The sequence below is a fragment of the Hoeflea sp. BAL378 genome (genome assembly GCF_000759435.1).
In the GTDB taxonomy this organism is placed as follows: domain Bacteria; phylum Pseudomonadota; class Alphaproteobacteria; order Rhizobiales; family Rhizobiaceae; genus Hoeflea.
Genome location: NZ_JRJG01000143.1, coordinates 1 through 13,053 on the forward strand (window position 1 = coordinate 1; position 13,053 = coordinate 13,053).

12 protein-coding genes are annotated in these 13,053 nt (G+C 65.8%); all 12 read right to left on the minus strand.

Annotated elements, in window-relative coordinates; translation table 11 throughout:
• Window positions 1-254: 254 nt before the first annotated feature.
• Entirely contained in the window at window positions 255-1,661 is a 1,407-nt protein-coding gene (gene lpdA, locus LL06_RS23095; RefSeq protein WP_035532558.1) for a dihydrolipoyl dehydrogenase, read from the minus strand.
• Window positions 1,662-1,685: 24 nt separating this feature from the next.
• Window positions 1,686-2,192 (minus strand): hypothetical protein, encoded by a 507-nt coding sequence (locus LL06_RS23100; RefSeq protein WP_052161855.1) that lies wholly within the window; start codon window positions 2,190-2,192, stop codon window positions 1,686-1,688.
• Window positions 2,189-2,977: a hypothetical protein gene (locus LL06_RS23105; protein ID WP_035532561.1), complete on the minus strand. Its 789-nt coding sequence runs from the start codon at window positions 2,975-2,977 to the stop codon at window positions 2,189-2,191. The genes LL06_RS23100 and LL06_RS23105 overlap by 4 nt, the downstream gene beginning before the upstream one ends.
• A 25-nt stretch (window positions 2,978-3,002) precedes the next feature.
• Window positions 3,003-4,310 (minus strand): 2-oxoglutarate dehydrogenase complex dihydrolipoyllysine-residue succinyltransferase, encoded by a 1,308-nt coding sequence (gene odhB, locus LL06_RS23110; RefSeq protein WP_035532564.1) that lies wholly within the window; start codon window positions 4,308-4,310, stop codon window positions 3,003-3,005.
• 60 nt (window positions 4,311-4,370) lie between these two features.
• Window positions 4,371-7,358 (minus strand): 2-oxoglutarate dehydrogenase E1 component, encoded by a 2,988-nt coding sequence (locus LL06_RS23115; protein WP_035532568.1) that lies wholly within the window; start codon window positions 7,356-7,358, stop codon window positions 4,371-4,373.
• Window positions 7,359-7,429: 71 nt separating this feature from the next.
• Window positions 7,430-7,843: a nuclear transport factor 2 family protein gene (locus LL06_RS23120; RefSeq protein ID WP_081964154.1), complete on the minus strand. Its 414-nt coding sequence runs from the start codon at window positions 7,841-7,843 to the stop codon at window positions 7,430-7,432.
• A 42-nt stretch (window positions 7,844-7,885) separates the two neighbouring features.
• Window positions 7,886-8,788 carry a succinate--CoA ligase subunit alpha gene (sucD, locus tag LL06_RS23125; protein ID WP_035532575.1) on the minus strand — a complete coding sequence of 301 codons (903 nt, stop codon included), beginning with the start codon at window positions 8,786-8,788 and terminating at the stop codon, window positions 7,886-7,888.
• 4 nt (window positions 8,789-8,792) lie between these two features.
• Window positions 8,793-9,989 carry an ADP-forming succinate--CoA ligase subunit beta gene (sucC, locus tag LL06_RS23130; protein WP_035532579.1) on the minus strand — a complete coding sequence of 399 codons (1,197 nt, stop codon included), beginning with the start codon at window positions 9,987-9,989 and terminating at the stop codon, window positions 8,793-8,795.
• A 25-nt stretch (window positions 9,990-10,014) separates the two neighbouring features.
• Window positions 10,015-10,539, minus strand: a complete 525-nt coding sequence (locus tag LL06_RS23135; protein ID WP_152599742.1) for a hypothetical protein — start codon at window positions 10,537-10,539, stop codon at window positions 10,015-10,017.
• Window positions 10,540-10,552: 13 nt separating this feature from the next.
• Window positions 10,553-11,515 carry a malate dehydrogenase gene (mdh, locus tag LL06_RS23140; protein ID WP_035532583.1) on the minus strand — a complete coding sequence of 321 codons (963 nt, stop codon included), beginning with the start codon at window positions 11,513-11,515 and terminating at the stop codon, window positions 10,553-10,555.
• A gap of 171 nt (window positions 11,516-11,686) precedes the next feature.
• Window positions 11,687-12,853 (minus strand): cell division protein ZapE, encoded by a 1,167-nt coding sequence (gene zapE, locus LL06_RS23145; RefSeq protein WP_035532585.1) that lies wholly within the window; start codon window positions 12,851-12,853, stop codon window positions 11,687-11,689.
• 35 nt (window positions 12,854-12,888) lie between these two features.
• On the minus strand, window positions 12,889-13,053 hold a 165-nt coding region (locus LL06_RS27090), incomplete at its 5' end, for an AprI/Inh family metalloprotease inhibitor (protein ID WP_035532588.1).

Below are 13,053 nucleotides of genomic sequence, written 5' to 3' on the forward strand. Positions count from 1 at the left end.
CCCCGCCGCCCCCGACGCTCCGGCGCTCGCCCCCGAGAACACGACCCCGGTCGCTCCCGGAGCCGAGCCCGCCATGGACGCCGCACCGGCAGAAACCGCTCCGGCTCCCGCCAACGGCGGCTAATCAGCAGACTTCTCGCTCCTCCCCCGATGAAGCTGCAAGAGACCGCCCGGCCCCACACCGGGCGGTTTCGCGTGTGAAGGCTATTGCGTCCCTGGCCGCAAGACCGGAGCTCAGCCGATCCGCAGGCCGCTCACAGGTGGATCGGTTTGGCGAAGGTGGCGAGCGCCGCTTCCTTGACGGCTTCCGACATGGTCGGATGGGCGTGGCAGGTGCGGCCGAGGTCTTCCGACGAGCCGCCGAATTCCATCAGCACGGCCGCCTCGTGGATCATCTCGCCGGCGCCGAAGCCGATGATGTGCACGCCGAGCACGCGGTCGGTCTCGGCGTCGGCCAGCACCTTGACGAAGCCGTCCTGGGCCTGCATCGCCCGCGCCCGGCCGTTAGCCGTGAACGGGAACTTGCCGGCCTTGTACTTGACGCCCGCCTGCTTGAGTTCTTCCTCGGTCTTGCCGACCGCGGCCACTTCCGGCTGGGTGTAGACGACCGACGGGATCACCTCGTAATTCACATGGCCCGCCTGGCCGGCCATGATCTCGGCCAGCGCCACGCCCTCGTCCTCGGCCTTGTGGGCGAGCATCGGGCCGGCGATCACGTCGCCGATGGCGTAAACGCCCGGGACATTGGTCTGGTAATGGGTGTCGGTGCGCACCCGGCCGCGCTCGTCGAGCACCACGCCCGCATCCTCGAGCCCGAGGCCTTCGGTGAAGGGCTTGCGGCCGGTGGCGATCAGCACCACGTCGGCGTCGATGCTCTGGGCGTCGCCGCCCTTGACCGGCTCGAAGCTCACCGTGGCGCCCTTGCCGGAGGTCTTCACGCCGGTGACCTTGGCGCCGAGCTTGAAGTCCATGCCCTGCTTGGCGAGAATCCGCTGGAACTGCTTGGAGACGTCCGCATCCATGCCGCCGAGGATCGTGTCGAGATATTCGATGACCGTGACCTTGGCGCCGAGCCGGCCCCAGACCGAGCCCATCTCGAGCCCGATCACGCCGCCGCCGACCACGACGATGTGTTCGGGCACCTTGTCGAGCGCGATCGCGCCGGTCGAGGAGACGATGACCTTCTCGTCGATCTCGACCTTGACGCCGGGAATGCCCGCGACGTCCGAGCCGGTGGCGATGACCACGTTCTTGGCCTCGAGCTCGGTCTCCTTGCCGTCCGCGTCGGTGACGCAGACCTTGCCCTCGCCCAGCACCTTGCCGTGGCCGATGAAGCTGTCGATCTTGTTCTTCTTGAACAGGAAGGCGACGCCGTCGACATTGGACTTCACCGTGGCGTCCTTGTGCGCCATCATCTTTTCGAGATTGAGCTTGGGCTTGTCCACCTCGACGCCGAGCGCATCCATGCCGTGGCCGGCGTGATGGAACATTTCCGACGCATGCAGCAGCGCCTTGGACGGGATGCAGCCGATGTTGAGGCAGGTGCCGCCGAAGGTCGGGCGCTTTTCGACCACGGCCACTTTCAGGCCGAGCTGCGCCGCCTTGATGGCGCAGACATAGCCCCCGGGCCCGGATCCGATGATGATGACGTCGTAGCTCATGGTCTTGTCCTTATGATAAGCAGTTCATTCCTGGCACCCCGAGAGGCGAAAGTCGTCCTTGGGCGCCACCGACAGACCCTCCGCTCCCCAGACCGACGACATCCGCACCGCGGCGCCGAAATCCGGCAGCAGGATCGTCTCGATCGCCTCCTGGCCCTCGCCCGCCGCGGGCACCGCGCTCACATTGCCGAGCGCGTCGATCCCGTAGACCGGCCCTTCCCAGATCATGCAGGCGGCGATCTCCGCCCCGGTGGCGTCGCCCTCGGGACAGTTGTGCATGACCATGGCCCAGGGCCGCGAGGGTTCGCCCGCCATCATCACCAGCCCGTCCATTCTGACCGCATGTTCGGGAAATGTCACCGTAAAGCGGTTGAGCGACGGCTCTGCCGGATGAAGGTCGGCCTGGAAGGTGATCTCGGCGCCGGCCTGGGCCTCACTGTAAAGCGCCAGTTCCTGGAAACAGGCGGCGGATGCGGGCGCCGCCGCGGCGCAGGACACCCACGCCGTCACCAGGGCCCGGGCGGCCTTCACGGCTTGCCATCCTTCAGCGCCGCTTCGATGTCGGAGGCGAAGCTGTACCAGGCGAAGGTCGAGAAGCGGTTCATCCAGTCCTGGTTGGCCATGCAGTCCGCCGAAGCCGCGGCGCGATCCGGCGCCGGCGCGAAGACGGCCCGCGAGAGGGCGCCGTCGAGGATCGGGCCATAGGCCTCGGGTCCAAGACCGGCGTCGGCAAACGCCTGCGCGGCCTTCGCCACCAGCCCGTTCCAGTCGGAGAAGGCAGCCAGGAAGTTCTGGGGCTCGAACAGCGACAGGCACACCAGCATGCGCCGCTGCCTGGGCAGCGCCTCGGCGACGACCGCGCGCACGGCTTCGAGCCGCGCGTCGCTGGCGCCCGGCTCGACGATCCTGATCCCGTTGCGGTCGAGCACCTCGCGGTGATAGTCGGCCCAGCCGTATCCGGCCGGCACGCCCGAGAAGAGCAGCGCCTGCTCACCGGCGCAGTCGCCGGCGAACGGGACCACCGGCGCGGCGAGCCTGGCACCAAGAGCGGAGGTCACGCCCGTGGTCAGCCCGGCCGCCTTGAGCGACTCCACCAGCAAATCCGCGCCCTGCTCCCAGTCCGCCGGGCGCTTGTCCGCCGGCGCGCAGGTCTCGTAGGCGGCCCGCATGTCGATGACCGCCTCGACATAGGCGGTCATGACGACAGGCAGGTCGGCGGCGCTGAAACCGGGCTGCTGGGCGGCCGCGGGGACCGTCGACGCCCCCGCCGAAACGGCCACGGCGACCAGACTGGATTTCAGCAGGCGGAGGATCATGGGCGTTGTCCCGTCAGCAGCGGACCTACAGATCCAGCACCAGCCGTTCCGGATCCTCCAGGCTGTCCTTGACCCGCACCAGGAAGGTCACGGCGTCCTTGCCGTCGACGATCCGGTGGTCGTAGGAAAGCGCCAGATACATCATCGGCCGGATCACCACCTGGCCGGCTTCGGCCACCGGGCGCTCCTGGATCTTGTGCATGCCGAGGATGCCCGACTGCGGCGAATTGAGGATCGGCGAGGACATCAGCGAGCCGTAGACGCCGCCATTGGAGATGGTGAAAGTGCCGCCCTGCATGTCGGCCATCGACAGCTCGCCGTCGCGCGCGGCGCGGCCCAGGCGGCCGATTTCCTTCTCGATCTCGGCGATCGTCATCTGGTCGGCGTCGCGCACCACCGGCACCACCAGGCCCTTGTCGGTGCCGACGGCGACGCCGACATGGCAGTAATTCTTGTAGATGATGTCGGTGCCGTCGATCTCGGCATTGACCGCCGGGATCTCCTTGAGCGCATGGGTCACCGCCTTGGTGAAGAAGCCCATGAAGCCGAGCTTGACGCCGTGCTTCTTCTCGAACAGGTCCTTGTAGCGCGAGCGGAGATCCATCACCGCGCTCATGTCCACCTCGTTGTAGGTGGTCAGCATCGCCGCCGTGTTCTGGGCTTCCTTGAGGCGCCGGGCGATGGTCTGCCTGAGACGCGTCATCTTCACCCGCTCCTCGCGCGAAGCATCGTCGCCGCTGGAGGCGGGACGGGCGGCGGCCTTCGGCGCTTCGGCCGCGGGGGCCGACGACTTGCCGATGGCGTCGAGCACGTCGCCCTTGAGCACCTGGCCGCGCTTGCCCGAGCCAGCCACGTCAGAGGCCTCGATCTTGTTCTCGGCCATCAGCTTCTGCGCCGAGGGGGCGGGCGGCATCTTGCTCTCGCTGATCTCGCCTTCGCCGGCGACCTTGGCGGTCTTTTCCGCCGCTTCGCTGCTGGATCCGGCGCCCGACTTCCCGGCTGCCTGTGCAACCGCATCGGACTTTTCTTCCTTGTCCGACCCCTTGCCCGCGCCCTTGTCCGGCGACTTCGCCTTGGCCGGAGCGGCGGCGGCCTCGCCCTCGGTGATCTGCGCCAGCAGCGCATTGACCTCAACGGTCTCGCCGTCCTGGGCGAGGATCTCGCTCAGGGTTCCGGACACCGGCGAGGGCACCTCGATGGAGACCTTGTCGGTCTCGAGCTCAACCAGCGGCTCGTCGACCTTGACGGTGTCGCCGACCTTCTTGAGCCATGTGCCGATGGTGGCTTCGCTGACGGATTCGCCAAGTGTGGGGACGCGGACTTCAGTGGCCATGATTTCTTTCCGTTCTTTGTCTCATACAGTCGCGGGGCGCGGGGGGCAGGCGGGGCGGCGTCAGCCGCCCAGCGCATCCTCAAGGAAGGCTTCGAGCTGCGCAAGGTGGCGCGACATCAAACCGGTTGCCGTCGATGCCGAGGCGGAGCGGCCGGTGTAGCGCACGCGCTGGTACTTGGCGTCGATATGCGCCAGCACCCATTCCAGATAGGGATCGATGAACGACCAGGCGCCCATGTTCTTGGGCTCCTCCTGGCACCACACCATCTCGGCGTTGCGGAAGCGGCTGAGCTCGTTGATCAGCGCCTTGGCCGGGAACGGATAGAGCTGTTCGAGCCGGAGCAGGTAGATGTCGTCGATGCCGCGCTTCTCGCGCTCCTCGTAGAGGTCGAAATAGACCTTGCCCGAGCACATCACCACGCGGCGGATCTTGTTGTCCTTGACGAGCTTGATCGGCTCGCCCTTGAGCACTTCCGCATCGTCCCACAGCAGCCGGTGGAACGAGGTGTCGCCGGCCATTTCCGACAGGTTCGACACCGCCCGCTTGTGGCGGAGCAGCGACTTGGGCGTCATCATGATCAGCGGCTTGCGGAAGTCGCGCTTCACCTGCCGCCTGAGGATGTGGAAATAGTTGGCCGGCGTGGTGCAGTTGGCGACCTGCATGTTGTCCTCGGCGCACATCTGCAGGAAGCGCTCGAGCCGGGCCGAGGAATGTTCCGGACCCTGCCCCTCGTAGCCGTGCGGCAGCAGGCAGACGAGGCCCGACATCCGCAGCCACTTGCGCTCGCCCGACGAGATGAACTGGTCGAACAGCACCTGCGCGCCATTGGCGAAGTCGCCGAACTGGGCTTCCCACAGCGTCAGCGCATTCGGCCGCGCCAGCGAATAGCCGTACTCAAACCCGAGCACCGCCTCTTCCGACAGCATCGAGTTGATCACCTCGTAGCGCGCCTGGTTGGGCGCGACATTGGCGAGCGGAATGTAGCGCTCCTCGGTTTCCTGGTCGTAGAGCACCGAATGGCGCTGGCTGAAGGTGCCGCGCTCGACATCCTGGCCCGACAGGCGGATCTTGGTGCCTTCCACGCAGAGCGAGCCGAAGGCCAGCGCCTCGGCGAAGGCCCAGTCGATGCCCTCCCCGGTCTCCACCATCTGCGCCCGGTTGTCCATGAAGCGCTGGATGGTCCGGTGCACCTTGAAGTCTTCGGGAACCTCCGAGAGCTTCTTGCCGATTTCCCTCAGCATCTTGATCGGCACGCCGGTCTTGCCGCGGCGCTGCTCATCCTGGTTGTCGGCGGTCTTGAGCCCGGACCACTGGCCGTCGAGCCAGTCGGCCTTGTTGGGCTTGTAGCTCTGGCCGATGTCGAATTCGCCTTCCAGATGGGCGCGCCAGTCGGCCTTCATCTTCTCGAATTCGCCCTCCGTGATCACGCCTTCCTCGATCAGCCGGCGCGAATAGAGCGTCACCACGGTCTCGTGGGTGCGGATCTTCTTGTACATCTTCGGCTGCGTGAACGACGGCTCGTCGCCCTCGTTGTGGCCGAAGCGGCGGTAGCAGAACATGTCGATGACCACCGGCTTGTGGAAGGTCATGCGGAACTCGGTGGCGACCTTGGCGGCATAGACCACCGCTTCCGGATCGTCGCCGTTGACGTGGAAGATCGGCGCCTCGATCATCTTGGCCACGTCCGACGGATAGGGCGACGAGCGCGAGAAGCCGGGATTGGTGGTAAAGCCGATCTGGTTGTTGATGATGAAATGCACTGTGCCGCCGACGCGGTGGCCGCGCAGGCCCGACAGGCCGAGGATCTCGGCCACCACGCCCTGGCCGGCGAAGGCCGCATCGCCGTGCAGCAGCAGCGGCATCACCTTGACGCGCTCCCTGAGCGGAATGATGTCGCCCTCCCAGACGGTCGCCATCATGTCCTGTTTGGCGCGGCACTTGCCCATCACCACCGGGTTGACGATTTCCAGGTGCGACGGGTTGGCCGTCAGCGACAGGTGAACCTTGTTGTTGTCGAACTCGCGGTCGGACGAGGCGCCCAGATGGTACTTGACGTCGCCGGAGCCTTCCACCTCGTCGGGCTTGTAGGAACCGCCCTTGAACTCGTGGAACACGGCGCGGTGCGGCTTCGCCATCACCTGGGTCAGCACGTTCAGGCGGCCGCGGTGGGCCATGCCGAAGACGATCTCCTTGAGCCCCATGTTGCCGCCGCGCTTGATGATCTGCTCGAGCGCCGGGATCAGCGATTCGCCACCGTCGAGGCCGAAGCGCTTGGTGCCCTTGTACTTGACGTCGATGAACTGCTCGAAGCCCTCGGCCTCGATCAGCTTCTGCAGGATCGCCTTCTTGCCGTTCTCGGTGAATTCGACGCCCTTGTCGGGACCCTCGATGCGCTCCTGGATCCAGGCCTTCTCTTCCGGATTGGAGATGTGCATGAACTCGACGCCGAGCGTCGAGCAATAGGTGCGCTGGAGGATGTCGATCATCTCGCGGATGGTCGCGTATTCGAGGCCGAGCACGTGGTCGATGAAGATCTTGCGGTCGTAGTCGGCCTCGGTGAAGCCGTAGGCCTCCGGCGAGAGCTCGTTGTAGTCCTCGACCGGGGTGGCGATCTCGAGCGGATCGAGCTTGGCGTGCAGATGGCCGCGCATGCGGAAGGCGCGGATCATCATGATGGCGCGGACCGAATCGCGCGCCGCCTGCATCACGTCGGCGGTGCCGGCGGGCTCGCCCGCGGCCTTGGCCTTGCCGTTGAGCTTTTCGGTGACGATCTTCTCGACCTTGCCCCAGTCGCCGTCCAGCGCCGAGACCAGCTCGCCATTGGCCGGAAGCGGCCAGTTGGCCTGCTTCCAGGAGGCGCCGGCGGCGGATTTGCGCACCTGCTCGGGATCGTCCTTCAGCTCGGCGAAGAACGATTGCCATTCGGCCGGCACGCTGCCCGGATTGTCCTGGAACCGGGCATACATGTCTTCGATATAATGGGCGTTGCCGCCATACAGGAACGAGGTCTGCGCCAGAATGTCGTTGGCTTCGTCGTTGCGTGCCATGGGTCTCACCTTTTTGCGGGCCTTTGTTCTACTTGGCCCTCTCCCTAGACTTTTTCGAGGCTTGCGCGGCCTTACGCCGCGAGCCGGCCCAATCCGAGCCCCAGCGCCGCGGTGTCGCTGAAGACCTGGTATCGCGCGATTCTGCCGTCGCGCAGCGTGAACATGTTGACTGTCTCGGTGCGCACGGTGCGCCCGTTCGCCTTCACCGTCCATTCGCCCTTGAGCACCGTGATGACGGTGTCGCCGGCCAGATGGATGGCGAGCGGCTCCACCCTGTCGATCACCAGGTGATCGCCCAGGGCGGAGAGGAAGGCCCGGAAGCCTTCGAAGCCGGTCCAGTCCCCGGCCCAGGGCAGAAGCCCCTCGGGCGCCGGGTAGTGGACCTCGATATCCTCTGTCACGACGCCGCGCAGGCCCGCCTCATCGCCCGCTTTCAGCGCGGCGTAATAACGGTCCAGAGTCTCGCGCACGGCGTCGCTCATCATTTCAACCTCTGGGGCTCCGCCCCTTGAGTTCAGGTCCGTGTCTCAGCCCCTGAGGACTTCGACCAGTGTCTTGCCGAGACGCGCCGGCGAAGGCGAGACCCGGATGCCAGCGGCTTCCATGGCCGTGATCTTGTCCTCGGCGCCGCCCTTGCCGCCCGAAATCACGGCGCCGGCATGGCCCATGGTCCGGCCTTCCGGCGCGGTGCGGCCGGCGATGAAGCCCGCCATCGGCTTCTTGCGGCCCTTCTTGGCCTGTTCGATCAGCCACTCGGCCGCATCTTCCTCGGCCGAACCGCCGATTTCGCCGATCATGATGATCGATTCGGTTTCCGGGTCGTCGAGATAGAGATCGAGGATGTCGATGAACTCGGTGCCCTTGACCGGGTCGCCGCCGATGCCGACCGCGCTCGACTGGCCCAGCCCCTCGTTGGTGGTCTGGAACACGGCCTCATAGGTGAGCGTGCCCGAGCGCGACAGGATGCCCACCGAGCCCTTCTTGAAGATGTTGCCCGGCATGATGCCGATCTTGCATTCGTCGGGCGTCATCACGCCCGGGCAGTTCGGGCCGATCAGCCGCGACTTCGACTTGTCGAGGATCGCCTTGGCGCGGATCATGTCGGCCACCGGGATGCCCTCGGTGATGCAGACGATGAGCTCGATCTCGGCCTCGATGGCCTCGATGATGGCTTCGGCAGCACCCGCCGGCGGCACGTAGATCACCGAGGCGTTGGCGCCGGTCTCGGCCTTGCCTTCGGCGACGGAAGCGAAGATCGGCAGCTTCTCGCCGTTCGAGCCTTCCCAGGTGGAGCCGCCCTTCTTCGGGTGGATGCCGCCGACCATCTTGGTGCCGTGATAGGCGAGCGCCTGTTCGGTGTGGAAGGTGCCGGTCTTGCCGGTCAGGCCCTGGACCAGGACCCTGGTGTTCTTGTCGATGAGAATGGACATGTAATCAGGATCCCTTGATTGCCTTGACGATCTTCTGCGCCGCGTCGTCGAGATCGTCGGCGGCGATGACGTCGAGGCCGCTTTCGTTGATGATCTTCTTGCCGAGCGCCACGTTGGTGCCTTCGAGCCGCACCACCAGCGGAACCTTGAGCCCCACTTCCTTGACCGCCGCGACCACGCCTTCGGCGATGACGTCGCACTTCATGATGCCGCCGAAGATGTTGACCAGGATGCCCTTGACGGCCGGGTCGGCGGTGATGATCTTGAACGCGGCCGTGACCTTTTCCTTGGAAGCGCCGCCGCCGACATCGAGGAAGTTCGCCGGCTCTTCGCCGTAGAGCTTGATGATGTCCATGGTCGCCATGGCCAGGCCCGCGCCGTTGACCATGCAGCCGATATTGCCGTCGAGCGCGACATAGGCGAGATCGTGCTTGGAGGCCTCGATCTCCTTCTCATCCTCTTCGGAGAGGTCGCGCAGCTCGACGATCTCGGGATGGCGGAACAGGGCGTTGTTGTCGAACGACACCTTGGCGTCGAGCACCCGGAGCCGTCCGTCCTTCATGACGATCAGCGGGTTGATCTCGAGCAGCGCCATGTCCTTCTCGACGAAGGCCTTGTAGAGGATCGGAAACAGCGTCTCGCCGTCCTTGGCCGCATCGCCCTTGAGTTCCAGCGCGCTGGTGAGCTTGGCGAGATCATCGGCGGTGACGCCCTTCATCGGGTCGATGGCCACCGTGATGATCTTCTCGGGCGTGTCGTGGGCGACCGCCTCGATGTCCATGCCGCCTTCGGTGGAGACCACGAAGGCCACCTGACCGACCGAGCGGTCCACCAGCAGCGAGAGATAGAGTTCGCGCTCGATGTCGGCGCCGTCCTCGATGTAGAGCCGGTTGACCTGCTTGCCGGCGGGGCCGGTCTGCTTGGTGACCAGCGTGTTGCCGAGCATTTCCCTAGCATGCGCCTTTGCCTCGTCGATCGAGAAGGCGAGCCGGACGCCGCCCTTGGCGTCGGGACCCAGTTCCTTGAACTTGCCCTTGCCGCGGCCGCCGGCATGGATCTGGCTCTTGACCACGTAGAGCGGGCCAGGCAGCCGCTTCGCCGCCGCTTCCGCCTCGTCGGCCGAGAAGATGGCGACCCCTTCGGCCACCGGCGCGCCGTAGCTCTTGAGCAGAGCCTTGGCCTGGTATTCATGGATGTTCATGGGAACTCCTTGGAAGGATTAAAATTCAATCGGTGAGGCAACCGGACAGGTACCGGGCGAACAGGCGCCCCGTACCCTTGAGCGGAATGGTGCCGGACGAATACCGGCCGTTGATCAGATCGTAGATCTGCATGCTGGTTCCGGACGCGACGGCCTTGAGGAAGGGATCGCTGCCCGCAAGCGTCGCCGTGCCCTCGTAGGCATCGTTCATCTCGTTGAACTGGGCGTCGCCGCGAAAGCTGAATTCGGTCCCGTCCACCTTGACCCGCAGGACGGGATTCTTGAGGAAATCGTCCGGAAGCGCGCCGTCGTTCCAGAACTCGACGGTGCCATTGCTGTTGCAGGTGAAGGAGACGAAGGCGTCGCTCTCCGGGATGCCCCAGACAACTCTGCCGCCATCGTCGGTCTGCCACCCGGCCCAGGAAAGATCCTCGGCCGGCGCGGCCGTGCTCCAGGCGCACAGGGCGACGGCCGCGGCGACGACACCGGCCCTGCGGCCGGGTGCGCCGGGTGCGGCCATTCCATGATGTGCGTCCGGGGCAGACATCATTCCGGGATCCGGGTCACTTCAGGTTGGGGGCGATGGCGATGCAGGCCTCGCAGAGGCCGGCCACGGCTTCGACCGACTTGTCGAAGGCCTTCTGCTCGGTCTTGTTGAGCTCAATCTCGATAACGCGCTCGATGCCGCCTTCGCCGATCACGCAAGGCACGCCGACATACATGTCCTTGACGCCGTACTGGCCCGACAGGTGCGCGGCGCAGGGCAGGACCCGCTTCTTGTCCTTGAGGTAGCTCTCGGCCATCAGGATGGCCGAAGCCGCCGGCGCGTAATAGGCCGAGCCGGTCTTCAGAAGCTTGACGATCTCGGCGCCGCCGTCACGGGTGCGCTGGATGATTTCCTCGAGCTTGTCCTTGGTGGTCCAGCCCATCTTGACGAGGTCGGGCAGCGGGATGCCGGCGACCGTCGAGTAGCGCGCGAGCGGCACCATGGTGTCGCCGTGGCCGCCGAGCACGAAGGCGGTGACGTCCTCGACCGAGACGTTGAACTCCTCGGCCAGGAAATGGCGGAAGCGGCTCGAATCGAGCACGCCGGCCATGCCGACGACCTTGTTCTTGGGCAGACCCGAGAATTTCTGCAGCGCCCAGACCATGGCGTCGAGCGGGTTGGTGATGCAGATGACGAAGGCGTCGGGGGCGTATTTCTTGATGCCCGCGCCGACCTGTTCCATTACCTTGAGGTTGATGCCCAGCAGATCGTCGCGGCTCATGCCCGGCTTGCGGGCGATGCCGGCGGTGACGATGCAGACATCGGCGCCTTCGATTGCGGAATAATCATTGGCGCCGGTCATGCGGGCGTCGAAGCCTTCGACCGGCGCGGATTGGGCGATGTCGAGGCCCTTGCCCTGCGGCGTGCCCTCGGCGATGTCGAACAGGACGACGTCGCCCAGTTCCTTCAGGCCGGCCAGGTGGGCCAGCGTGCCGCCGATCATGCCCGAACCAATCAATGCAATCTTGTTGCGCGCCATATCAAATATCTCCGCGGGTCGTTGTGCAGGGGAAGCCAAGCTCGCGCCCGGCCCCGATTTCGGCATTTCGCATAGACCGTATCATGGAAACTGGCAACTCAAACTTTCGATACCTGTAGTTTCAATCGGTTAGCTTTTGAAATTCTTACGTAAACGTCAATGTTTCCGACATCAGTCCGTCACATTCGCGGCCTGTCCGGCACGGCTCGCCTCGAGATAGTCGGAGCTCTGCATCTCGTTGAGCCGCGAGGCGGTGCGGGCGAATTCGAAGCTCTCGGTGCCGGTCGAGCCGCGGTAAAGCCCGCCGGGCTCGGCCTCAGCCGAGACGAAAAGCCGGGTCTTGCGGTCGTAGAACGTGTCGACGAGGATGATGAAGCGCTTGGCGGCGTTGCGGTGCGCCTGCTCCATCACCGGGACCCGGTCGACGAAGACGGTGTGGTAGCGCTCGGCGATCGCCGCATAGTCGGCGGCCCCCAGCGGCGCCTCGCAGAGATCGGCGAAGGAGAAGCGCGCGGCGCCCGCGCCCGCTTCCGGCACCTTGACGTCCCGCCCGCGGACCCGCAGATGCGCCGGCGCGGCGAGCTTGCCGGCGGTGACCCGGGTCCAGGCTTTGTCCATGGCCGCGTCATCCTCGCCTGCTTCAAGGGTGTGATAGACCGGCAGCCGGGTTGTCGTCTCCATCCGGTAGTCGGTCAGCGCATCGAGGTTGAGGATGTCGACATGGTCCTTGAGCAGGCCGATGAAGGGCAGGAACAACTGCCGGTTCAAGCCGTCGCGGTAGAGCTGGTCCGGCTCGACATTCGACGTCGCCACCAGCACGCAGCCGCGCTTGAACAATTGCTCGAACAGCCGCGACAAGAGCATGGCGTCGGCGATGTCGGTCACCGAGAACTCGTCGAAGCACAGCACCCAGGCTTCCTTGATCAGCGCCTCGGCCACCGGCGGCACCGGATCGGCCTCGCTGGTCTCGCCGGCCTTGAGCTTCTGGCGATGGGCGTGGATGCGGGCATGGGCGTCGGCCATGAAATCGTGGAAATGCGCCCGCCGCTTGCGCCGGGCCGGCGCCATCTCGAAGAACATGTCCATCAGCATGGTCTTGCCGCGCCCGACCGCGCCATGGACATAGAGCCCGCGCGGCGGCGTGCGCGACTTGGTCCTGCGGGCGAACATCCAGCCGAGTGCGCTCGACTTGGTGGCGAGCCGCTTGCTCGAGATCTCGTCGAGCAGAAGGTCGAGCCGGTCCGCCAGCCGCGCCTGCGCGGGATCCTCCGACAGTTCGCCGCTGGCGACGCGCGCCGCATAGGCGCCCGCCACCGTGTCGAGTTTTTTCCAGCTCATGGCTTCACGCCTGTCGGGTCACGCCGCGCCCTGGTCTAGCGGGAAAGCGAGATCGGCTGGCCCGCCGTGGTCGAGCCGTCATAGCGCTCGTTGGCCGACTGGTAGAGCCGGGCGACCTGGTTGCCGGAGGAATCGGCCAGGATCACCTGCTTGCCCTGCACGTCCCAGGCGGCGATCGCCGCCGCGTCGCCGACGCAGCC